General features: G+C 70.2%; 17 protein-coding genes. 10 read left to right on the top strand and 7 right to left on the bottom strand.

What is annotated here, in order from left to right; translation table 11 throughout:
- Nucleotides 1-8 precede the first annotated feature (8 nt).
- From AC3IS2_RS10430 to AC3IS2_RS10395, 8 genes are all read left to right on the top strand, one after another.
- Entirely contained in the window at nt 9-1,802 is a 1,794-nt protein-coding gene (locus tag AC3IS2_RS10430; RefSeq protein ID WP_489200142.1) for a peptidoglycan D,D-transpeptidase FtsI family protein, read from the top strand.
- Nucleotides 1,799-3,259, top strand: coding sequence for a UDP-N-acetylmuramoyl-L-alanyl-D-glutamate--2,6-diaminopimelate ligase (locus AC3IS2_RS10425; protein WP_489197674.1), 1,461 nt, complete (start codon nt 1,799-1,801; stop codon nt 3,257-3,259). The genes AC3IS2_RS10430 and AC3IS2_RS10425 overlap by 4 nt, the downstream gene beginning before the upstream one ends.
- On the top strand, nt 3,252-4,679 hold the full coding sequence (locus AC3IS2_RS10420; RefSeq protein WP_489197673.1) for a UDP-N-acetylmuramoyl-tripeptide--D-alanyl-D-alanine ligase: 1,428 nt from the start codon (nt 3,252-3,254) through the stop codon (nt 4,677-4,679). Before AC3IS2_RS10425 ends, AC3IS2_RS10420 begins: the two co-directional genes overlap by 8 nt.
- A 17-nt stretch (nt 4,680-4,696) precedes the next feature.
- Nucleotides 4,697-5,806 (top strand): phospho-N-acetylmuramoyl-pentapeptide-transferase, encoded by a 1,110-nt coding sequence (mraY, locus tag AC3IS2_RS10415; RefSeq protein WP_489197671.1) that lies wholly within the window; start codon nt 4,697-4,699, stop codon nt 5,804-5,806.
- A gap of 4 nt (nt 5,807-5,810) precedes the next feature.
- Nucleotides 5,811-7,295: a UDP-N-acetylmuramoyl-L-alanine--D-glutamate ligase gene (gene murD, locus AC3IS2_RS10410; protein WP_489197670.1), complete on the top strand. Its 1,485-nt coding sequence runs from the start codon at nt 5,811-5,813 to the stop codon at nt 7,293-7,295.
- Nucleotides 7,292-8,473, top strand: coding sequence for an FtsW/RodA/SpoVE family cell cycle protein (locus tag AC3IS2_RS10405; protein ID WP_489197668.1), 1,182 nt, complete (start codon nt 7,292-7,294; stop codon nt 8,471-8,473). The genes murD and AC3IS2_RS10405 overlap by 4 nt, the downstream gene beginning before the upstream one ends.
- Before the next feature lie 10 nt (nt 8,474-8,483).
- Complete coding sequence (gene murG, locus AC3IS2_RS10400) at nt 8,484-9,566, top strand: undecaprenyldiphospho-muramoylpentapeptide beta-N-acetylglucosaminyltransferase (protein WP_489197666.1); 1,083 nt, start codon at nt 8,484-8,486, stop codon at nt 9,564-9,566.
- A 241-nt stretch (nt 9,567-9,807) separates the two neighbouring features.
- The gene (locus AC3IS2_RS10395) at nt 9,808-10,923 is read left to right on the top strand and encodes a mechanosensitive ion channel family protein (protein WP_489197664.1); all 1,116 of its coding nucleotides are present in this window, start codon (nt 9,808-9,810) and stop codon (nt 10,921-10,923) included.
- Nucleotides 10,924-11,071: 148 nt separating this feature from the next.
- Here the strand turns inward: AC3IS2_RS10395 and AC3IS2_RS10390 are convergent, their stop codons facing one another.
- On the bottom strand, nt 11,072-11,527 hold the full coding sequence (locus AC3IS2_RS10390; RefSeq protein WP_489197663.1) for a surface-adhesin E family protein: 456 nt from the start codon (nt 11,525-11,527) through the stop codon (nt 11,072-11,074).
- A 69-nt stretch (nt 11,528-11,596) separates the two neighbouring features.
- Between AC3IS2_RS10390 and AC3IS2_RS10385 the strand changes: the two genes are divergently transcribed.
- Entirely contained in the window at nt 11,597-12,463 is an 867-nt protein-coding gene (locus AC3IS2_RS10385) for a WecB/TagA/CpsF family glycosyltransferase (RefSeq protein ID WP_489197662.1), read from the top strand.
- Here the strand turns inward: AC3IS2_RS10385 and smc are convergent.
- The 5 genes from smc to AC3IS2_RS10360 all read right to left on the bottom strand — a co-directional run bounded on the left by smc (nt 12,460) and on the right by AC3IS2_RS10360 (nt 18,500).
- Nucleotides 12,460-15,900, bottom strand: coding sequence for a chromosome segregation protein SMC (gene smc / locus AC3IS2_RS10380; protein ID WP_489197661.1), 3,441 nt, complete (start codon nt 15,898-15,900; stop codon nt 12,460-12,462). The two genes, AC3IS2_RS10385 and smc, sit on opposite strands and share 4 nt — an antisense overlap.
- Before the next feature lie 10 nt (nt 15,901-15,910).
- On the bottom strand, nt 15,911-16,552 hold the full coding sequence (locus AC3IS2_RS10375) for a DsbA family protein (RefSeq protein ID WP_489197660.1): 642 nt from the start codon (nt 16,550-16,552) through the stop codon (nt 15,911-15,913).
- 5 nt (nt 16,553-16,557) lie between these two features.
- Nucleotides 16,558-17,178, bottom strand: a complete 621-nt coding sequence (locus AC3IS2_RS10370; protein WP_489197659.1) for a thioredoxin domain-containing protein — start codon at nt 17,176-17,178, stop codon at nt 16,558-16,560.
- A gap of 25 nt (nt 17,179-17,203) precedes the next feature.
- Nucleotides 17,204-17,836: a DsbA family protein gene (locus AC3IS2_RS10365; RefSeq protein WP_489197658.1), complete on the bottom strand. Its 633-nt coding sequence runs from the start codon at nt 17,834-17,836 to the stop codon at nt 17,204-17,206.
- 100 nt (nt 17,837-17,936) lie between these two features.
- Nucleotides 17,937-18,500 (bottom strand): DUF721 domain-containing protein, encoded by a 564-nt coding sequence (locus AC3IS2_RS10360; RefSeq protein WP_489197656.1) that lies wholly within the window; start codon nt 18,498-18,500, stop codon nt 17,937-17,939.
- A gap of 21 nt (nt 18,501-18,521) precedes the next feature.
- On the opposite strand from AC3IS2_RS10360, the gene mutY reads away from it, so the two are divergent.
- Entirely contained in the window at nt 18,522-19,541 is a 1,020-nt protein-coding gene (gene mutY, locus AC3IS2_RS10355; RefSeq protein ID WP_489197655.1) for an A/G-specific adenine glycosylase, read from the top strand.
- Here the strand turns inward: mutY and AC3IS2_RS10350 are convergent.
- Nucleotides 19,538-21,685, bottom strand: coding sequence for an amylo-alpha-1,6-glucosidase (locus tag AC3IS2_RS10350; protein WP_489197653.1), 2,148 nt, complete (start codon nt 21,683-21,685; stop codon nt 19,538-19,540). The two genes, mutY and AC3IS2_RS10350, sit on opposite strands and share 4 nt — an antisense overlap.
- Nucleotides 21,686-21,707 lie beyond the last annotated feature (22 nt).

Below are 21,707 nucleotides of genomic sequence, written 5' to 3'. Positions count from 1 at the left end.
ACCACGGCATGGACTATCGCCGCCCCGCGCCGGGCCGTCCGCAGCCGCGCCCGCAAGGGGCGTCGGTGGGGCCGTCGGTCGGCGGCCTGTTCGCCGCCTGGGGCCGCTGGGTCGCCAACTGCGTCTGGTGGATGGAGCATTCGTTCGAGCGCGCCCGCGCCGACGGCCGTCCGGAAGAAGACACCCGCGTCCGCATCTTCCTGATCCTGGCGGTGTTTTCGGCGGTCTTCGCCTGCCTGGCCCTGGGCGCGGCCCACGCCGCCCTGTTCGCGCCGCGCGGCGGGTCGGGCGCCGGCTTCAACGCCAACGCCCTGACGCGCGCTGATCTGGTGGATCGCAACGGTCAGCTGCTGGCCACCAACATCACCCACTACGGCCTCTATATCGACCCGAACGAGATCTGGGATCCGGCCGCCGCCAAGGCCCAGCTGCGCCGCGCCCTGCCGCGCGTCTCGGCCAAGCGTCTGGACCGTGTGCTGGGCGGCGAGCGTCGCCTGCTGGTGCTGAACGGCCTGACCCCGTCCGAGCGCAGCGCGGTCCACGCCCTGGCCCTGGGCGGCATTTCGTTCGAGCCCGAGGATCGCCGCGTCTATCCGCTGGGAACCTCGGCGGTGCACCTGATCGGCCGGGCCGATACGGGCGGCGAGGGCGTGTCCGGCTCCGAACTGGCCTTCGACCAGGAAATCCGCGCGGCGGGCGCCGCCGGCGAGGACTTCCAGCTGTCGATCGACCTGCGGGTCCAGGGCGTGGTCGAGAACGAACTGGCCGCCGCCGCCGAGGCCGCCGGGGCCAAGGGCGCCGTCGCCGTGGTCACTGACGTCCAGACCGGCGAGGTCCTGGCCATGGCCAGCTGGCCGACCTACGACGCCAATCGTCGCAACGCGGCGCCCGACGAGGCGACGCTGAACCGTGTCACCTCGGGCCACTATGAAATGGGTTCGGTGTTCAAGAGCTTCACCGTCGCCGCCGGCATCGACACCGGGCGGGCCGACATGAACACCCTGTTCGACGCCTCGCAGGCGCTGCAGATCGGCAAGCGTCGCATCAAGGACTTCCACGCCACCAACAAGGTGCTGACGCTGGAAGAAGTCTATCTGCACTCGTCCAACATCGGCACCTCGCGTCTGGCCGTCGAAATGGGCGGCGACGTGATGCGCGACTACTTCCAGCGGCTGGGCCTGCTGGACGCCGCCCCGATCGAGCTGAAGGAATCGGCCCGTCCGTCGCGTGTCCGCAAGTGGGACGACTCGACCCTGGCCTCCCTGTCCTTCGGCTACGGCATCATGGTCACGCCGATCCAGTATGTGGCCGCCTATGGCGCTCTGGCCAACGGCGGGCGCTACATTCCCCTGACCCTGCGCAAGGGCGGTCTGCCCAACGCCCAGGCGCGTCGGGTCGTCTCGCCCGAGACCTCGGCCACCATGCTGGACCTGATGCGCCGCAACGTGACGCGCGGCTCGGGCCGCTTCGCCGACGCGGCGGGTCTGCGGGTCGGCGGCAAGACCGGCTCGGCCAACAAGCTGGTCAACGGCCGTTACGATCCGACCCACGCCGTCGGCTCCTTCGCCGCCGTCTTCCCCGCCGACGGCCCGGTGACGGCCAAGCGCTACACCATCTTCGTCCTGGTGGACGAGCCGTCCTCGTATCCGCGCACCGGCGGCTATGTCGCCGCGCCCGCCGTCGGCAAGATCGCCGACCGCATCGCCCCCTTCCTGGGCGTTCAGCGCAAGGCCGACCGCTGGTCCACGGCGCTGGGCGAGAAGATCCCCGAGTTCCAGGACGTCGAGGGCGACGGCCGATGAGCGCGCTTCGCCTTTCCGAAATCCTGCGCCGCGACCTGGCCTCGGACCCCGAGATCACCGCCGTCACCGCCGACAGCCGCAAGGTCGTCCCCGGCGCCCTGTTCGTGGCCCTGCCGGGCGCGTCCGCCGACGGCCGCGCCTTCATTCCGCAAGCCCTGGCCAGGGGCGCCGCCGCCATCCTGGCCCCGGCCGACACGCCTGCGGGCGTCGCCCCTCTGCTGGTCGCCTCGGGCGACGTGCACCGCGCCTACGCCCTGGCCGCGCGCAGCTTCTACGGCCCCCAGCCCAAGACCTGCGTCGCCATCACCGGCACCAACGGCAAGACCTCGGTGGCCAACTTCTGCCGTCAGATCTGGGCCGGCCTCGGCCTCAAGTCGGCCAGCATGGGCACGCTCGGCGTGGTGGGTCAGAAGGGCGACAAGACCTACGCCCTGACCGGCCCCGGCCTGACCAGCCCCGACGCCGCCGACGCCGCCCGCCTGCTGGCCGAACTGGCCGCCAAGGAGGTGACGCACCTGGCGCTCGAAGCCTCGTCGCACGGCATCGAGCAGCGCCGTCTGGACGGGGTGGCCATTCGCGCCGCCGGCTTCACCAACCTGACCCAGGACCACCTCGACTATCACGGCACGATGGAGGACTATCGCGCCGCCAAGCTGCGCCTGTTCGAGGCCCTGCTGCCGCGCGGTCGCACCGCCGTGCTGAACGCCGATTCCGACGCCTATTCGGCCTTCGCCTCGGCCTCGATCATGGCCGGTCTGGGCGTCATGGGCGTGGGCGAGCGCGGACGCGACCTGACCCTCTTGGCGCGCCGGGCGACGCCGGAAGGCCAGCGCCTGACCATCGACGTGCGCGGTCGAGTTCATGACATCCTGCTGCCCCTGGCCGGCGCCTTCCAGGCCTCGAACGCCCTGGTGGCGGCGGGCCTGTGCATCGCGGGCGGCGAGGACGCCGACCGTGTCATCCCGGCGATGGCGTTCATCCAGGGCGCTCAAGGTCGTCTGCAACGCATTCCCGGCGAGGGCGCGCGCGGCGGCGAGGTCTATGTCGATTACGCCCATACGCCGGACGGTCTGGAGACGGTGCTGAACGCGCTGCGTCCCCATGCGACCGGCCGCCTGATCGTCGTCTTCGGAGCCGGCGGCGATCGCGACCGCGCCAAGCGGCCGATGATGGGCGAGATCGCCGGCCGTCTGGCCGATGTGGCCATCGTCACCGACGACAACCCGCGCTCGGAAGACCCCGCCGCCATCCGCGCCCAGGTCCGTGTCGGTTGCCCTGATGCGCTCGAGATCGGCGACCGCCGCGAGGCCATCCGCCACGCCGTATCGCTGATGCGCGAAGGAGATGTGGTGGTGATCGCCGGAAAAGGGCATGAACAGGGACAGATCGTCGCTGGGGTGATCCATCCCTTCGACGACGCCACCGAAGCGACCGAAGCCCTGCGCGATCATGCCTGACACCCAAACGCCGCTCTGGACCGCCGAAGCCATCGCCTCGGCGACCGGGGGCAAACTTCACGGACCCGATGCTGATGTGTCGGGCCTGACCTACAACAGCCGCGAGATCGCGCCCGGGGACCTGTTCCTGGCCCTGCACGGCGCGCGCGACGGGCATGAGTTCGCCGCCGCCGCCTTCGCCGCCGGGGCCGCCGTCGCCCTGGTCGACCGTCCGGTCGAGGGCGGGCCCTACGTCCTAGTCCCCGATACGCAGAAGGGGCTGGAGGCTCTGGGCGTCGCCGCCCGCGAGCGCGCGCCCCTGCGCGGCGCCGTCACCGGCAGCGTCGGCAAGACCAGCGTGACCCAGGCGATCAAGGCGGGCCTCGATCTGGCCGGTCCGGCCCACGCCTCGATCAAGAGCTACAACAACCACATCGGCGTGCCGCTGACCCTGGCGCGGATGCCGCACGGCACTGAGCGCGCGGTGTTCGAGATCGGCATGAATGCGCCCGGCGAGATCGGGCCGCTGTCCAAGTTCGTTCGTCCGCACGCCGCCTGCGTCACCACGGTCGGCCCGGTCCATATCGAAGCCTTCGCCGACGGCGAGGCGGGCGTGGCGCGCGAGAAAGCCACCATCTTCGAGGGCCTGGTCCCCGGCGGCGTGGCTGTGGTCAACGCCGACAACGCCTATTCCGATCTGGTGCGTCAGGCGGCGGTCGCGGCGGGCGCCAAGGTGCAGACCTTCGGCTCGGGCGCGGGCGCCGACGCCCGCCTGCTGGGCTTCAAGGCCGACGCCGAGGGCGCGCGCGTCACCGCCGAGATCGACGGTCATCGCCTCGAATACCATCTGGCCCAGTCGGGCGTGCACTGGGGCCTGAACAGCCTGTGCGTCATCCTGATGCTGCGGGCGCTGGACGTGTCGCTGGATACGGCCTTGCAGGCCCTGGCCGGGTTCCAGCCTTTGGCGGGACGCGGCCAGATGAAGACGGTCGCCATCCCTGGCGGCGCCTTCACTCTGATCGACGAGAGCTACAACGCCAATCCGCTGTCGATGAAGGCGGGCTTCCTCAGCCTGGGAGCCAAGCCGGTTCCCGAGGGCGGGCGCCGCATCGTCGTCCTGACCGACATGCTGGAACTGGGCGAGCATTCGCGCGCGCTGCACGAAGGCCTGATCCAGCCCATCGCCGCCGCCGGTCTGGACCTGGTTCACGCCGCAGGGATGGAGATGCGCCGTCTGCATGACGCCCTGCCGCCGTCGCGGCGCGGCCTGTGGCGCGCCACCGCCGCCGAACTGGCCGCCGAGGCGGGCAAGCTGGTCGGCCCGGGCGACATCGTCATGGTCAAGGGCTCGAACGGGTCCAAGGCGTCGCTGGTCGCGGCGGCTCTGGCCAATCTGAATGTTGAACAGGACCCCTCAACCGCGCCGGGCGCGGGCCGATAGGGGACTAAGAGAAGCCGATGTTCTACCTGCTCTATCTTTACTACGCGGATATCGCTCAGGAATATCCGCTGCTGCACCTGATCCAGTATCAGACGGTGCGCGTGGCCCTGGCCATGGCCACGGCCATGATCGTCGCGGTCGCCATGGGCAGCCGCTTCATCAACTGGATTCGCGCCAAGCAGGGCCGAGGCCAGCCGATCCGCGACGACGGTCCGGTCAGCCACCTGTCCAAGGTCGGCACCCCCACCATGGGCGGCCTGATGATCCTGGCGGGCATCGGCGTCGCGGTCTTCCTTTGGGGCGACCTGACCAATCCCTATATCTGGATCGTTTCGGGCGTGACGGCGGCCTTTGGGGTGCTGGGCTTCATCGACGACTACGCCAAGGTGACGAAGCAGACCTCGGCGGGCCTGACCTCGAAGCAGAAGCTGGCGGCCCAGGCGGTCGTCGCGGTGATCGCGGGCGTTCTGACCGTCGTGTGGATGACCTATTCCCCGACCTCGCCGGGGCTTGAGACCTCGATCGCCTTCCCCTTCCTGAAGGCGGTGTTGCTGAACATCGGCTGGTTCTATGTGGCCTTTGCGGCCTTCACCATCATCGGCTTCTCCAACGCCGTGAACCTGACCGACGGTCTGGACGGCCTGGCCATTGTGCCGGTCATGATGGCGGCGGGCGCCTTTGGCATCATCAGCTATCTGGTCGGCAACTTTGTCTTCGCCGAATATCTGCAGGTCCACCACGTGCCCGGATCGGGCGAGCTGGCCATCTTCTGCGCCGCCATGATCGGCGGCGGCATGGGCTTCCTCTGGTACAACGCCCCCCCGGCCAAGATCTTCATGGGCGACACCGGCTCGCTGGCTCTGGGCGGCGCGCTGGGCTCCATCGCCGTGGCCACCAAGCACGAGCTGGTGCTGGGCATCGTCGGCGGCCTGTTCGTGGTCGAGGCCGCCTCGGTCATGATCCAGGTCGGCTATTTCAAAATGACCGGCAAGCGCATCTTCCTGATGGCCCCGATCCACCACCATTTCGAGAAGATGGGCTGGCCGGAATCGACCGTCGTCATCCGCTTCTGGATCGTCGCCGCCATGCTGGCGCTGCTCGGTCTGGCCACGCTGAAGCTGCGCTGATCCCATGATCCCGGTTCCCGGTTTCGAGGGCAGGCGGGTCGCGGTCTTCGGCCTCGGTCGGTCCGGGATCACGGCGGCGCGCGCGCTTCAGGCCGGCGGCGCCGTTCCGATCCTGTGGGACGACGGCGTCTCGGGCCGGATGCAGGCCGAGGCCGAGGGCTTTCTCGTCGAGGACCTGACCCGCGCCGACTGGTCGGGCTTCGCCGCCCTGGTCCTGTCGCCCGGCGCGCCCCTGACCCACCCCAAGCCGCACTGGACCGTCGAGCGGGCCCATCAGGCGGGCGTGCCGGTCATCGGCGACGTCGAGCTGTTCGCCCGCGCTCTGGACGCCCTGCCCAAGGATCAGCGCCCCCGCGTGGTCGCCATCACCGGCACCAACGGCAAGTCCACGACCACGGCCCTGATCGGCTGGGTGCTGAAGTCGGCGGGCCTGACCGTCCATATCGGCGGCAACATCGGCATCGGGGTTCTGGCCCTGCCGGCGCCCACGCCAGAGGCCGTCTATGTCATCGAGGTCTCGTCCTACCAACTGGACCTGACCACACGCTTCGCGCCCGACGTGGCCATCCTGACCAACATCAGCCCCGACCATCTGGACCGTCACGGCGGCATGGAAGGCTATGTCGCCGCCAAGCAACGCATCTTCCAGGCGCAGGGCGATGAAGCGCTGGCTCTGGTCGGGGTGGACGAAGCCTGGGGGCAGGGGATTGCGGCGGACCTGCGCAAACTCGGACACCGCGTTTGCGCCGTTTCCACCCTCTCCGTCATCCCGGGGCCGGACGCGCAGCGGCCGGAACCCGGGACCCAGGCGGTTGAGCTTGTCGCCGAGCCCTGGGTTCCGGGTTCGGCTGCGCCGCCCCGGAATGACGGAATTGAAGCGGCGCCCGGCCTGCTGACCATTAGCGATCAGCCCGTCGCCGACCTCTCCGCCGCCCGCTCGCTGCCCGGCCGCCACAACGCCCAGAACGCCGCCTTCGCCTATGCCGCCGCCCGCGCTCTGGGCGTGTCGCACGATGCGGCGGTCGAGGGGCTGATGACCTTCCCCGGCCTAGCGCACCGGATGGAGGCCGTGGGCCGTCTGGGCGGTGTGCGCTTCATCAACGACTCCAAAGGCACCAACGCCGACGCCGCGCGTCAGGCCCTGGCCTCCTACCCCTCTGTCTTCTGGATCGCGGGCGGCAAGGCCAAGGAGGGGGGCATCGACAGCCTGCGCGACCTCTTCCCCCACGTCGCCAAGGCCTATCTGATCGGCGAGGCCGCCGACGCCTTCGCCGTCACCCTGGCCGACACCCCCCACGTCGTGGCCCACACCATGGAGCGCGCCGTCGAATTGGCCGCCGCCGACGCCGCCAAGGCTGGGGGCGAGCAGGTCGTCCTGCTGTCCCCCGCCTGCGCCAGCTTCGATCAGTTCCTCGATTTCGAGGTGCGGGGCGAAGCTTTCCGCGCCGCCGTGCTGGCGCTGGGCGCCCAGCCTGAGCCCGCCGCATGAGCCAGAGCTACAGCCATCCGTTTTCGCGCAATGATCAGAGCCTGATCGCGCGCTGGTTCTGGACCGTGGATCGCGGCCTGCTGGGCGCGGCCCTGACGCTGGTGGCGCTGGGCGTGTCGCTCAGCTTCGCCTCCAGCCCCGCCGCCATTCTGGCCGACGAGTCGATCACCGATCCCTTCCACTATTCCTGGCGGATGATCGTCTGGGCGAGCATGGGCACGACGGTCATGCTGAGCGCGTCGCTGCTGTCGCCGCGCGGGGTGCGGCGGATCGCGGTCCTGGCCCTGTTCGGCGCCATCGTGGTCATGGCGGCTCTGCCCTTCATCGGCGACACGGTGAAGGGCGCCGCCCGCTGGGTGAACCTCGGCCCGTTCAGCCTGCAGCCGTCCGAGTTCGCCAAACCCGGCTTGATCGTCTTCGCCGCCTGGATGTTCGCCGAAGCCCAGAAAGGGCAGGGGGTTCCGGGCGTCAGCATCGCCTTTGGCCTGTGGGCCCTGACCGTCGGCCTGCTGCTGATCCAGCCTGACATCGGCCAGACGCTTCTGATCACCACCACCTTCATGGCCGTCTTCTTCATGGCCGGGGTGCCGCTGAAATGGGTGGCCGTCATCGCCGCCATGGGCGCGGGCGGGGTGGTGTCGTTGTATTTCACCTTCAGCCACATGCGCGACCGCCTCAGCCGCTTCCTGTCGCCCGAGACGACCGACACCCACCAGATCGACCGCGCCTCCGAGGCCATCCGCGCCGGGGGCCTTGTCGGACGCGGCATCGGCGAGGGCGTCATGAAGCGCCACGTTCCTGACCTGCACACCGACTTCATCTATTCGGTCGGCGCCGAGGAGTTCGGCCTGGTTCTCAGCCTGATCCTGATCGGCCTCTACGCCTTCATCGTCATCCGCGGGATGAAGAAGGCGATGAAGCTGAACGACCCGTTCGAGCAGACGGCTGCGGCTGGCCTGTTCATGCTGATCGGGCTGCAGGCCTGCATCAATGTGGCGGTGAACCTGAACCTGATCCCGACCAAGGGCATGACGCTGCCCTTCATCAGCTATGGCGGGTCGTCAATGATGGCCATGGGGCTGACCATGGGGTTTGCGCTGGCCCTGACGCGGCGCCGTCCGGGCGCCTATGAGCCGGGCTCCAACATTTCCCCGCCGCGCCGTCGCCTGCTGCCGTAAGAGAGTATCCATGACCAAGGTCTGCGTCGTCGCCGCCGGGGGCACCGGGGGCCACATGTTCCCCGCCGAGGCCCTGGCCCGCGAACTGGCCTCGCGCGGCTGGCGCGTGGTGCTGGCGACCGATGCGCGCGGCGAGCAGTACGCCCACGCCTTTCCCGCCGAGGAGCGGCTGGCGCTGGACGCCGCCACCGGCAGCGGCCCCATCGGCCTGCTGAAAGCCGGTCTGGCCATCATGCGCGGCGTGGGGCAGGCCAAGTCGGCCTTTGACCGCACCGGCGCGGACGTGGTGGTCGGCTTCGGCGGCTATCCGTCGGCCCCGGCTCTGGTCGCCGCCATCCTGCAGAAGCGACCGACCCTGATCCACGAACAGAACGCCGTCCTGGGCCGCACCAACCGGATGCTGGCCCCGCGCGTCGGCGGCGTGGCCTCGGCCTTCCCGACCCTGGGCCGCGCGCCCGAGGCGGTGAAGACGCGGGCGCAGGTGGTGGGCAACCCCGTCCGCCCCGACATCCGCGCCCTGTTCGACCGCGCCTACGTCGCCCCCGCCGCCGACGGCCCGATCCACGTCCTCGTGACCGGTGGCAGCCAGGGCGCCCGCATCCTGTCCGAGACCGCGCCCCGCGCTCTGGCGGCCCTGCCCGAGGCGATCCGCAGCCGCCTGAAGGTGCAGCAGCAGTCGCGGCCCGAGACGTTGGAGAGCGCACGCGAGATCTATCTGGAGGCCGGCATCGCCGCCGAGGTCGCCCCCTTCTTCCGCGACATGGCCGACCGTCTGTCCAAGGCGCATCTGGTCATCGGCCGCGCCGGGGCCTCGACCTGTTCGGAACTGGCCGTCGCGGCTCTGCCGTCGGTGCTGATCCCATTGAAGATCGCCATGGACGACCACCAGACCCTGAACGCCCGCGCCCTGTCCGACGCCGGCGCCGCCCGCGTCATCGCCGAGGACGACGTGACGGTGGCTGGGCTGACCGCTGTGCTGGGGGACATCCTGTCGGACACGGCCAAGCTGGCGGCCATGTCCGCCGCCGCGCGGTCGGTGGCCATTCCGGACGCGGCGGCGCGTCTGGCCGATCTGGTGGAAGCCGCGGTCTAGCGACCCTCTCCTGCTGGGAGAGGGCTTGAGCGCACGAGAGCGAAGCGAGCGTCCTTGCGCGAAAGGGTGAGGGTCCGACGGGCATTCGGCTCTAGCCGTCGCGCTGCGGCTTGCGCCGACTTTAGCCGCGAACCCTCACCCTTTCGCCTTGCCAATCGCTTCGCTCTTGGAGGCTCAAGCCCTCTCCCATCGGGAGAGGGAAGCGGGTGACGAGCTCATGCGCCCCGGCTAACCTTCACCCATGCCCCAGTTCGTGACCAATCTGACCAACACCATCTTCACCCTGTGGGCCCAGTTCCACTGGCTGCCCGAATGGGCCGTGGTGTCGATCATCACGGCGGTCTTCGTCTTCATCGGCTGGGCGGCCAATCAGGTGGTCTTCGCCCTGCTGAAGCTGCTGGTGCGCAACCGCGACGTCTTCTGGAGGGGCATGGTCGATCGCGCCCGGCTGAAGGTCCGCATCGCGGTGATGATCATCGCCCTGGCCCTGGCGGTGACGGTGTCGCCGCTGGACCCCGAGCCGTCGCTGTTCATCCGGCGCACCCTGCTGTTCGGCTTCATCCTGGTGTGCGGATGGATGCTGGCGGGGGCGGTGGACATGGGGGCCATCGTCCATCTGAAGAAGTTCAACATGGACACGGAGGACAACCTCCTGGCCCGCAAGCACGTCACTCAGACGCGCATCCTGCAGCGGGTGGCCGCCATCCTGATTGGCCTGATCACCCTGGGTCTGGCCCTGCTGACCATCCCCGGCGTGCGGCAATGGGGGCTGTCGCTGCTGGCCTCCGCGGGGGTGGTGGGCATCGTCGCCGGTCTGGCGCTGCAACCCTTCCTGACCAATCTGCTGGCCGGCATCCAGATCGCCACGGCCCAGCCGATCCGCCTGGACGACGCCGTCGTCGTGGAGGGCGAGTGGGGTCGGGTCGAGGAGATCACCTCCACCTACGTCGTGGTCAAGCTGTGGGACTGGCGGCGGATGATCCTGCCCCTGACCTATTTCATCCAGAAGCCGTTCCAGAACTGGACCCGCGACGACGCCAGCCTGATCGGCGTGGCCTTCCTCTATGTGGACTATGAGGCGCCGATCGACCGGCTGCGGATCAAGCTGGAAGCCATCGCCCACGCCTCGCCCCTGTGGGACGGCGACGTGGTGGTCTTGCAGGTGACGGACGTCACCGAGCGCGTGGCCCAGGTCCGCTGTCTGACCAGCGCCAAGAACGCCTCGCTCGCCTTCGACCTGCGCTGCGAGGTGCGCGAGAAGATGCTGGCCTTCATGCGCGATGAATGCCCGCAGGCCCTGCCGAGGGACCGGGTGGACCTGGATCGGAATGGTCGGCCGACGGGCGAGCTTCGCTAGCCCGTCTTATTTCCAGCCGTCATCCTCGGGCTTGACCCGAGGATCGAGCGGGGGCGCACGCTCGACCTTGCTGATGTCGCGCAGGCAGACAACCCGATCCTCGGGTCAAGCCCGAGGATGACGGCGTTGGGGGCAGGGAGGGAGAAGCTCAGTCCTTCATCCGTTCGCGCCCGATCCGCACGGCGTCGGCCGTGCTGACCGCATCGGTCGGCCGCGCCTGCGTCCCGCAAGCCACGTCCGCCAGTTCCGCCGCGTCGCCGCCGGGCGCGATGGCATAGGGTGGGGCGGTCTCGGGCGTGATCGGCCCCTCGGTTCCGTCAGCCTTCAGCGAGGCGAAGTCCAGCCGGTCCGCCGTCCGGGCCGCGCAGTCGAACCGCCACCAGGACCAGCCGCCGGAATAGGCGACGTCGCCGATGACCATGTCCTCTTCGCTGACCTGCAGCGACCGCATCCGCACGCCGTCACCGTCCGGCTTGATTGAGGCCGTGTCGGCGAAGATAGCGAAGCGCCCGACGCCGGTCAGGGTCAGGGCGCGGTCCTGAGCCGCCGCCGTCGTCGCCAGCAAGGCGGCGCCAATCGTCATCGCCGGCAGGGCTCGCTTCATCGCCTGATCCCGTGTTCATTAACCGCATCCGCAAACCGCCCGTTGAGGGGCCGCGTCTAGAAACAAGCCATGTATCAGGAGCCGCTCGGAGTCGATCTTGCTGCCGCCCCGCCCGACCGGCGGCGGCGCGAACGTCGTCCGTTCCGTCAGGTCCGCCGCCCCGAAGAACGCGTCCGCATCCTGGGCGAGACCGTCGATCTGATGCGGCCCGAGGAAGTGCTGCTGCACGTCGAACGCTGCGTCGAGGCGGGCCAGCGCAGCATCATCGCCAACCACAATCTGCACAGCCTCTATCTGCTGCCGCGCACGCCGGGGATGCGGCGCCTGTACGATCTGGCGGACGTGGTGGAGCTGGATTCCACGCCGCTGATCCATTTCACGCGGCTGCTGGGCCTGCACAGCCGGCCCTTCCATCGCTGCACCTATCTGGACTGGCGCGACCAGTTCTGGAGCATGGCCGACCGTAAGGGCTGGCGCGTCCTCTATGTCGGCGGGGCCGACGGCGTGGCGACGACGGCGGCGGAACGGCTGACCGCGCGCTATCCAGGGGCGGTGATCAGCGGCCTGTCGGGCTATTTCGACGCCACGCCGGGGTCGGCTGGCGCCGCCGCCGTCCTGGCCGCTATCGCCGAGTTCAAGCCTAATGTCCTGTTCGTCGGCATGGGCATGCCGCGTCAGGAGCTGTGGATCGCCGACAACATCGAGGCCCTGCCGGATGCCGTCATCCTGCCGGTTGGCGCAGCCTTCGACTATGAGGCCGGCGTGCAGAAAGCGGCGCCTCGCTGGATGGGGCGGCTGGGCGTCGAGTGGCTGTTCCGCCTGTTCGCCGATCCGAAACGGCTGTTCGCCCGCTACTGCGTCGAGCCCTGGTTCCTGATCAGGCCTGCCTTGGGCGACGTGCGCGAGGCGATGCGTCGCCGCAAGGCCAAGCCTTAAGCCGCCACGATCTGCTCGGCCTGGTTCAGGTTGACGCTGACCAGCTGGCTCATGCCGCGTTCGGGCATGGTGACGCCGTACAGGCGGTCCATGCGGCTCATAGTCACCGGGTTGTGGGTGATGACGATGAAGCGGGTGTCGGTGCGGCTACGCATTTCGTGCAGCATCCGGCAGAAGCGGTCGACGTTGGCGTCGTCCAGCGGCGCGTCCACCTCGTCCAGCACGCAGACGGGGGCCGGATTGGCCAGGAAGACGCCAAAGATCAGCGCCGCCGCCGTCAGGGCCTGCTCGCCGCCGCTCATCAGGCTCATGACCGACAGACGCTTGCCGGGCGGGCAGGCGTAGATCTCAAGTCCCGCTTCCAGCGGATCGTCGCTCTCGACCAGTTTCAGTTCAGCCTGACCGCCGCCGAACAGGGCCTCGAACAGGGCCTTGAAGTTGGCGTTGATGACGTCGAAGGCCGCCACAAGCCGCTCGCGGCCCTCGGCGTTCAGTTCGTCGATGCCGTCGCGCAGCTTGGCGATCGCCTGGGTCAGGTCGATGCGTTCCGACTTCATGGCGCCCAGACGTTCGCCGTATTCGTTGGCCTCGTCCTCGGCGCGCAGGTTGACGGCGCCCAGGGCCTCGCGCTCGCGCTCCAGCCCGGACAGCAGGCTCTCGGCGCCGGCGGTGTCCGGCGGGCGGGCGATGGCGTCGTCGACCAGCTTCTGGCCCAGTTCGTCCGGCGACATCTGCGCCGTCTCGCGGACGTTGGCCTCGGCCTCCGCCAGGCGTTCGGTCGCGGCCTCGGCGCGGGCGGCCAGACCGGCGCGGGCCTCGCGCGCGGCGCCGGCGGCGGCCTCGGCGGCGCGGCTGGCGCGGTCGCTATCGCCCGCCGTGGTCTCGGCCAGGCTGAGGGCCTCAGCCGATGCGGCCTTGCGCGTTTCGGCGGCGATCAGGGCGTCCATCAGGGCGCCGCGCTGTTCGGCGAAGCCCTGGGGCGCGATCTCGGCCTGTTTGAGCAGGGCGGCGGTCTTGTCGGCGTCCTTGCCCAGGGCGGTGACGCGGGCGGCGCTTTCCTTGGATCGACCGGCCCAGCCCTCGTGGGCGTGGCTCAGGCTGCCGAGGCGCTGTTCGCGCCCTGCGCGGTCGCGCGCTTCCTCGTCGCGGGTCGAGCGGGCGGTCTGCGCCGCTTGCCGCGCCGCATCGGCCGCCACGCGGGCGGCGGTCAGTTCGTCGCGCAGGCCGGCGATGGTTTCAGACGGGGCCTCGACCGACTGCGCGGCCTCCAAGGCGGCCTGGGCCTCGGCCACCTCGCCGTCCAGACGGGCCACGGTCTCGTCCAGGCCCTGGGCGCGGGCCTCGCGCCGGGTCTGGTCGCGCATCAGGCTCTCGGCCCGGTCGCGCGCGGCGACGACGGCCTTGTCGGCGGCGAAGGGCTTGAGGCGGGCGGTCTTCACCGCTTCCTCGGCGGCGCGGAAGGCTTCGGTCGCGGCCTTCTGGGCTGTCTGAGCAGCCTCCAGCGCGGGCTTGCCGGTGTCGATCTCGGCTTCCAGCTCGGCCAGCCGGGTGCGCTGGGCCAGTCGCACGGCGGCGGGGCGCGGGGCCTCGGCGCGGCTGACGAAGCCGTCCCAGCGATAGAGGTCGCCCTCCACCGTCACCAGACGCGCGCCTGGAGGCAACAGCTTGGCCAGGCGCGGCGCTTCGGACTGGCTGGCGACGACGCACAGGGCCAGACGGGCGGCCAGTTCGGCGGGGGCGGTCACATGGGCGGCCAGCGGGGCCACGCCCTGCGGCCAGACCGGCGAGGGGGCGTCAGCGCCGGCCCAGTGGGCGGCGGCGCGGGCGTCCAGCGCGGCGTCCAGATCGTCGCCGAGGGCAGCGGCCAGAGCGGCCTCATAGCCCTTGGCCGCCGACACCTTGTCCAGCGCGGGCGGGTGGTCGCGCTTGCCGCTGACCAGCAGTTGCGCCAGGCCGCGCGCCTCGGTCTGAAGGCGGCCCAGACGGTCCTCGGCGGCGCGAGCAATGGTGCGGGCCTCGGCCTCGACGCGGGCCAGATCGCCGCGCGCGGTCTCGGCGGCTTCGACGGCTTCGCGGGCGGCGGTCAGGTCGGCCTGGGCCGTCTCCAGCGCCGTGCGGGCGAGGGCCAGCTCCGGCGTCTCGATGGGGCCTAGGGCCTCGCGTTCGCGTTTGGCCTGCTCGAACTGGCCGACGACGCGGGCCAGACGGGCCTCAGCGTCGCGCTTCCTCGCGCTTTCGGCGTTGGCGCGGGCCTCGACGGCGGCCAAGGTTCCGGCCAGTCGTTCGACCTCGCCGTCGGCGGCCTTGCGGGCGTCCTCAGTCGCCAACAGGGCCTTTTCCAGCTCAGGTCCGCGCTCGGGGGCGGCGGCGATCTCGGCCTTCAGCTTCGTCAGTTCCTGGTCCAGCCGGTCCAGTTCGCGCTGGGCGTCGGCGGCCATGCGCTCCTCGCGCTCGACGTCAGCGGCGATGCGGGCCGCCTCGGCCTTCAGCCGGTCGACCTCGGCGCGGGCGGCCTGTTCGGCCATGTCGAGGCGGTCGCGTTCCAGCGTGGCGCGGTGCAGCAGGGCGCCGGCGACGGCGTCCTCTTCGCGTGCGGGCTTCATGGCCTCTTGCGCCTTCAGGGCGTCGGCCTCGGCCTTAACGGCGGCGGCGGTGGCCTCGGCCACGGCGCGGTCGGCGTCACGCAGTTCCTGGGCCGCGACCTCGGCCGCCGCCTTGGCGTCGTTCCAGCGCACGTAGAGCAGGGCGGCCTGCAGGGCGCGGATCTCGGCCGAGATCTTCTTGTACTTCTCGGCCTGACGCGCCTCGCGCTTCAGTCGGTTCAGCGCCGTTTCCAGCTCGCGGCCGATGTCGTCCAGCCGGTCGAGGTTGGTCTCGGCCGCCTTCAGCCGCAGCTCGGCCTCATGCCTGCGGGTGTGCAGACCGGCCACGCCGCCGGCCTCTTCCAGAATCCGCCGACGGTTCTGCGGCTTGGCGGCGATCAGTTCGGAGATCTGGCCCTGACGCACCAGGGCCGGGCTGTTGGCCCCGGTCGAGGCGTCGGCGAACAGCAGTTGGACGTCGCGGGCGCGGACCTCCTTGCCGTTGATGCGATAGGTCGAGCCCTGACCCCGGTCGATGCGGCGCGACACCTCCAGCACCGGGGCGTCGGTGAAGGGCTGGGGCGCGCGCTTCTGGGCGTTGTCGATGGTCAGGACGACTTCGGCGTGGCTGCGCGGCGGACGGCCCGCAGCCCCGGCGAAGATGACGTCGTCCATGCCCTGGCCGCGCATGGCCTTGGCCGAGTTGGCGCCCATGACCCAGCGCAGGCTTTCCAGCACGTTGGACTTGCCGCAGCCGTTCGGCCCGACCACGCCGGTCAGGCCGGATTCAATCTGAACTTCCGCCGCGTCGACGAAGGATTTGAAGCCGACGAGCTTCAGTCGCTGGAACTGCATGGGCGGGGGATTAGCGTCCCTTGATCAGCGGGTCGATGGCCGCCGACAGGGTTTCGAGCGAATGGTCCATGGCGCGGCGGCCATTGACGAAGAAAGTCGGGGTGCCGTTCACCCCGGCGGCGACGGCGGCCTCGACCTCCTGCTGCAGGGACGCTTGCGTCGCCGGGTCGGCCAGGCAGGTCTCGATCTGCGGCAGGGTGCGGCCGCTGACGGCGATGGCGCCCATGTACCAGTCGCGGGCGTCGCCGCTGGCGAAGGCGGCGGCCTGGCCGGCCATGAAGTGATGGGCCACGTCGAAGAACTTGCCGGGCGCGGCGCAGCGGCCGATGGCGGCGGCGGTGGCGGCGACCTGGGCCGGTTGGGTCGGCAGGTCGCGGAAGACCAGCTTCACCTTGCCGGTGTCGATATAGCGGGCCTTGAACGTCGGCAGGACCTCATTGGTCCAGGCGGCGCAATGGCTGCAGGTGAAGGAGGCGTATTCGATCACCGTCACCGGGGCGTCGGCGCGGCCCAGGACGCGGTCGGCGGCGGTCACGGTCGGCACGGCGGCCGGCGCAGGGGCCGGTGCGGATTCCGCAGCCAGGGCGGGCGCGGCGGCCGTCAACACGGCGGCGGCGGTTGCAATGCTCAGGATGCGGGTGATGGAGGCCATGCTGTTCATTTCGCTAGGGCAGCGTCAATCGCCGTCGACAGGTCGGCGAGGCTGGCGCCGGCGCTGCCGGGCGTCTGCACGACCTGATCGTTGACGAAGAAGGCGGGGGTGCCGGTCACGCCGGCCTTGGAGGCCGACTGGATGCGTGTCTCGAACGCCGCGATGGCGGCCTTGTCACTGACGCAGGCCTGGAACTGCGAAGCGTTGAGGCCTGCGGCATTGGCGGTCCGCAGCAGCCAGTCGCGAGGGGGCGTGGCGCCGCTGATCAGGCTCTCCTGATCGGCCATGTATTGGTGCACCACGTCGAAATACTTGTCCGGCCCGGCGCAGCGCGCCACCAGGAAACCGGCGACGGAGACATCCTGCGGCGGCGTAGGCAGTTCGCGGAAGACGAAACGGACCTTCTTGGTGTCCACGTACTTGGCCTTGAACGCGGGCCAGGTTTCCTTTTGCCAAGCCGCGCAGACCCCGCAGGTGACAGAGGCGTATTCGACCACCGTCACCTTGGCCCCTTCGGGGGCGCCCAGAGCCATGTCGCCCTCGGCGGGGGCCGCGTTCTTGCCGCTACAGCCAGCCAGCGTCAGCACGACGCTCAGGGCCGCAGCCCCCGCCAGTTTCCTCAACATGTCCACGCCCCCCGCTTGATTGAAATTATTTCTTGGCCAGTTCCGCGTCGATGGCTTGCGACAGGCCCGACAGGCTGCTGTCGACGACCTTGGCGCCGTTGACGATGAAGGTCGGCGTGCCGGTCACGCCCGCGTCGATGCCGGCCTTGATGCGGTTGCTCATCTCTTCGATGGCGGCCTTGTCGCGGATGCAGGCTTCGGTCTGTTCCTGGCTCAGGCCGGCGGCGGCGGCGGCGCGGAACAGGGTGGTGCGCGGCGCGACGCCCGCCGCCCATTCCTTCTGGCTGGCCATGATGTCGTGGACAACGTCGAAATACTTGTCCTCGCCGGCGCAGCGGGCGATCAGGAAGCCGGCCACGGCGATGTCCTGCGGCGGGGTCGGGAACTCGCGGAAGACGAAGCGGACCTTCTTGGTGTCGACGTACTTGGTCTTGAATTCCGGCCAGACTTCCTCGTTCCAGACCGCGCAGTGGCCGCAGGTGACGGAGGCGTATTCCACGACCGTGACCTTGGCGTCTTCGGCTGCGCCCAGGCCCATGTCGCCCTGAGCGGCGCCGCCGGTCTTGGCGGTGCAGCCGGCGACGGTGGCCATGGCGGCCAGGGCGGCGGCGGTCAGGGCCGCGCGGCGGCTCATCGAAGCGTAACGGAACGTAGCCATGGGTCGTCCTTGGGCGAGAATGTGACTCTGAAGGATGGCGCGATTCCCGAAAGCGCGCGCAATCCGATCCTTTGTCGAGAACAGGTGCGGCGAAGGTTTGTCAACGGCGCTCGTTTTCGGGGGGCTGCGACAGGACGGCTCGGCCCAGCTTGCGCAGGGCGGCTTTCAGCGCGTCCGGCGCGTCCTCGACGGCGGCGGCCAGGTCGGCCTCGACCGAGGCGGGCAGGGGCGGCAGGACCACCTTGCCGCGGGCGCGCGGCTTGGCGCCGGCGACGGGCAGGGGCTTCACCGGCCCCTGGGCGATGCGCAGTTTTTCCACCGCTCCGGCGCCGAGAAACAGGTTCACCCGCTGGATGATGTCCTCGGACTGATGCTGCACCAGCAGGGCGGCGGGGCCGGCCACGCGCAGTTCCAGGGTCCCGCCGGCGCCGCCGCGGCCCTTGGTCAGCTTCTGCGGGCGGGTGACGCGGGCCAGCCGCTCGCCGACGATCTCGACCCAGCGCGGCTCCAGCGCGCCGGCGCCGCGCCCGAACTGGGCGTCCAGCTTCTTGATCAGCGGGGCCAGCGAGCGACCGGCCGGGGGCGGCGGGCGCAACTGCGGGCGCGTCCGGCGTCGAGCCAGGATTTCGCGGGCTTCGCTTTCGGTGGGCAGAGGACGACGCATTCGTCCTATATAGCCCGACCCATGCCCGACGTCCCCTCTCTCCGCGCCGCCCTGCTTGATTGGTACGACGCCCATGCGCGGACCCTGCCGTGGCGCGCGCCGCCGGGGTCGGGGAGCCGCACCGACCCCTACCAGGTCTGGCTGTCCGAGGTCATGCTGCAGCAGACCACGGTGCCGCACGCCGCCCCCTATTTCGAGCGCTTCACCACGCGATGGCCGACGGTCAGCGACCTGGCCGCCGCCCCGGACGCCGACCTGATGGCCGCCTGGGCGGGGCTGGGCTACTACGCCCGCGCCCGCAACCTGCTGGCCTGCGCCCGCGCCGTGGCCAGCGATCACGGCGGCGTCTTTCCTGACAGCGAAGCCGCCTTGCTGGCCCTGCCGGGGGTGGGCGCCTATACCGCCGCCGCCGTGGCCGCCATCGCCTTCGACCGCCCCGCCAATGTCGTGGACGGCAATGTCGAGCGGGTGATGAGCCGGCTGTTTGCCGTGGAGACGCCTCTGCCCGCCGCCCGGCCCGAGCTGAAGCGTCTGGCCGCCCTGTTCGTCAGCGACGACCGCCCCGGCGACTGGCCCCAGGCCCTGATGGACCTCGGCTCCGGCGTCTGTCGGCCCAAGTCGCCGTCGTGCGACCTCTGCCCCCTGGCCTTCGGCTGCGAAGGGCTGAAGACCGGCGAGCCGGCACGCTATCCGCTGAAGACCAGGAAGGCCGAGCGGCCGCACCGGCTGGGCCACGCCTTCGTCCTGCGTGACGGCGACGGCCGGATCGGTCTGGTGCGCCGTCCGGACAAGGGGCTGCTGGGCGGGATGGTCGGCCTGCCGACTTCGGATTGGAGCGCGACGCCCGTGTTTCAGGCCCCCACTGCCGCCGACTGGACCGAGGCGGGCGCGGTCGAACACGTCTTCACCCACTTCAGCCTGACCCTGACCGTGCATGTCGGCGCAGGCGAAGGCGACTTCCTGTGGACCCACGCGGACGACGCGCTGGCCTCCCTGCCCACGGTGTTCAGGAAGGCGCTGGAGCGGGGGTTGGCGACCTAACCCGTCACCCGCACGCTGACCACGCCGCTGCGTTCGCGCGGCATGACGACGACGCGGCCGTCCAGCCGCTGGAAATTCAGGTCGATGACGCCGTCGCCGACCTCCAGATCGGTCACGGTCAGCCGGTCCAGACCGATCGGCAGGGCGGGTTTTGTGACCTCGACCAGACTTTCGGCGGCGTTGATCGACACGCCGAGCACGGCTTGCAGCATCAGGAAGACCGACCCCGCCGCCCAGGCCTGCGGCAGGCAGGCGACCGGATAGGCGATGGGCGGCTCGCCTGTCTCGCGGATGAAGCCGCAGAACAGTTCGGGCAGGCGAAGCTGGAAATGCGCCGCCGCGCCGAAGACTTCGCCCAGCAGCATGGCCACCGCCCGTCGCTCGCCGTAGCGGGCCATGCCGGCCGCCGCCATCGCCGTGTCATGCGGCCAGACCGAGCCGTTATGATAGCTCATCGGATTGAAGCGGGTCTGGCCCTTGCCCAGGGTGCGCAGGCCCCAGCCCGAGCGGAACTCGGCCGTCAGCATCCGCCGCGTCACCAGATGCGCCCGCTCATGCGAGGGCAGGCCGCTGAACAGCAGGTGGCCGGCGTTCGAGCCGATGGCGCGACATTGTACGCCGTCGCCGTCCAGGGCGATGGCGTAGAAGCCCTCGTCCTCTATCCAGAACTTTTCCTCGACCAAGGCCCGCACCGTCTCGGCCCGCGCCCGCCACAGTTCGACGCGATCATCGCCCAGATGGACGCCCATTTCGGCCAGAGCCATCCAGGCTGCATAGGCGTAGCCCTGGACCTCCAGCAGGGCGATCGGCCCCTTGGGGAAGCGGCCGTCGCTGTAGAAGATCGAGTCCTCGGAGTCCTTCCAGCCCTGGTTCGACAGGCCGGTGTCGGCCGCCCGCGCGTAGTCGATCAGGTCGTCGCCGTTCGAGTCGCCATAGTCGGTCATCCAGCCCGCCGCCGCGATCAGGTGGGGCCACAGGGCGCGAATGGTCTCCAGATCGCCGGTCCGCTTGGCGTAGGCGCCGGCCAGGGCGATGAACAGGCAGGTGGTGTCGACCCCGCCGTAGTAGAGGCCGAACGGCACCTCGCCGAGGGCGCTCATCTCGCCGCCGCGCGTCTCGTGCATGATCTTGCCGGGGGCGGAGTCCATGAAGGCGTTGACCTCGGTCGCCTGACGCGAGGCCAGATAGGTCAGCACCCCCTTGGCCAGGCTGGGGTCGATCCACAGCATCTGCCAGGCGGTGATGATGCCGTCGCGCCCGAACGGGGTCGAGAACCACGGCACCCCGGCGTAAGGGTAGGGGCCGGTCGGCAGGTCGGTGGTCAGCAGCGCAACATCGGTCCGGGACTGGGTCAGCCAGTCGTTGACGCGCGGATTGCGCGGCGCCTGCACGCTGCCCCCCCGCCGCAGCCGTCGACGCATGGCCAGACGGGCCTGGATCGAGTTCCAGCGCCACCGTTCCTTGTCCGGCGCGTCGCAGGCGTCCAGCCCGCACTCGACATAGAGGTCCAGCCGCTTGCCCTTGGGCAGGCTGAACATGAACTCGGCCCGGTTGGGGCTCAGGCGCGCCGGCGGCTCAGAAAAGGCCAGGCAACTGGTCCGCACCACGCTGTCCAGGCCGGTGTAGGCGAAGCTCACCCTGCGGCCGTCCATGACCGGGGCGTGGATCTCGCCGGCGGCCGCCCGCTGGGTGCCCCGGACCTGAAAGATGTCGGCGAAGTCGGCCCCGAATTCGAAGGCCAGCGGCAGCAGGATGTCCTCGATGCCGTGGTTGGCCATCCGCACCCGTTCGAACAGCCGCTTGTCCCAGAGGAAGCGCCGCCGCTCCAGATGCAGCACCCCCGCCGGGGCCGAGCGCCCGCCCATCGGCGGCAGGGGGCGGTTGGTCGAATGGCAGGTGAAGAAGACGTTGTCCTCGGTCACGCCGGAACTGAGGCGCGAGGGCCGCGCGCGCCCGACCGTCAGGACGAAATGCGACAGCAGCCGCGTGTCCCGGTCGAACAGGCCGTCGGCGCCGCTCTTCACATCGCCCCAGTGATCCGCGACCAGGAAGGTGTCGCAGTCCTTCAGCGCCATCAGGGTTTCCAACCCGTTCTGATCGCTGTTGTCGGCGGCGGTGGTCTGGACCGAATAGGCGTCGTCCATGCTCTACCTAATGGTCGAGGGG

The sequence above is a fragment of the Brevundimonas sp. KH_025 genome (assembly GCF_057839885.1).
The sequence above is the reverse complement of the archived record's forward strand: the minus strand, read 5'-3'. Positions and strand labels throughout refer to the sequence as shown.

Coding starts and splice junctions, on each gene's coding strand:
- AC3IS2_RS10430 (WP_489200142.1), top strand. CDS start 9: ATGGACTATCGCCGCCCCGCGCCGGGCCGTCCGCAGCCGCGCCCGCAA.
- AC3IS2_RS10425 (WP_489197674.1), top strand. CDS start 1,799: ATGAGCGCGCTTCGCCTTTCCGAAATCCTGCGCCGCGACCTGGCCTCG.
- AC3IS2_RS10420 (WP_489197673.1), top strand. CDS start 3,252: ATGCCTGACACCCAAACGCCGCTCTGGACCGCCGAAGCCATCGCCTCG.
- mraY (WP_489197671.1), top strand. CDS start 4,697: ATGTTCTACCTGCTCTATCTTTACTACGCGGATATCGCTCAGGAATAT.
- murD (WP_489197670.1), top strand. CDS start 5,811: ATGATCCCGGTTCCCGGTTTCGAGGGCAGGCGGGTCGCGGTCTTCGGC.
- AC3IS2_RS10405 (WP_489197668.1), top strand. CDS start 7,292: ATGAGCCAGAGCTACAGCCATCCGTTTTCGCGCAATGATCAGAGCCTG.
- murG (WP_489197666.1), top strand. CDS start 8,484: ATGACCAAGGTCTGCGTCGTCGCCGCCGGGGGCACCGGGGGCCACATG.
- AC3IS2_RS10395 (WP_489197664.1), top strand. CDS start 9,808: ATGCCCCAGTTCGTGACCAATCTGACCAACACCATCTTCACCCTGTGG.
- AC3IS2_RS10390 (WP_489197663.1), bottom strand. CDS start 11,527: ATGAAGCGAGCCCTGCCGGCGATGACGATTGGCGCCGCCTTGCTGGCG.
- AC3IS2_RS10385 (WP_489197662.1), top strand. CDS start 11,597: ATGTATCAGGAGCCGCTCGGAGTCGATCTTGCTGCCGCCCCGCCCGAC.
- smc (WP_489197661.1), bottom strand. CDS start 15,900: ATGCAGTTCCAGCGACTGAAGCTCGTCGGCTTCAAATCCTTCGTCGAC.
- AC3IS2_RS10375 (WP_489197660.1), bottom strand. CDS start 16,552: ATGGCCTCCATCACCCGCATCCTGAGCATTGCAACCGCCGCCGCCGTG.
- AC3IS2_RS10370 (WP_489197659.1), bottom strand. CDS start 17,178: ATGTTGAGGAAACTGGCGGGGGCTGCGGCCCTGAGCGTCGTGCTGACG.
- AC3IS2_RS10365 (WP_489197658.1), bottom strand. CDS start 17,836: ATGGCTACGTTCCGTTACGCTTCGATGAGCCGCCGCGCGGCCCTGACC.
- AC3IS2_RS10360 (WP_489197656.1), bottom strand. CDS start 18,500: ATGCGTCGTCCTCTGCCCACCGAAAGCGAAGCCCGCGAAATCCTGGCT.
- mutY (WP_489197655.1), top strand. CDS start 18,522: ATGCCCGACGTCCCCTCTCTCCGCGCCGCCCTGCTTGATTGGTACGAC.
- AC3IS2_RS10350 (WP_489197653.1), bottom strand. CDS start 21,685: ATGGACGACGCCTATTCGGTCCAGACCACCGCCGCCGACAACAGCGAT.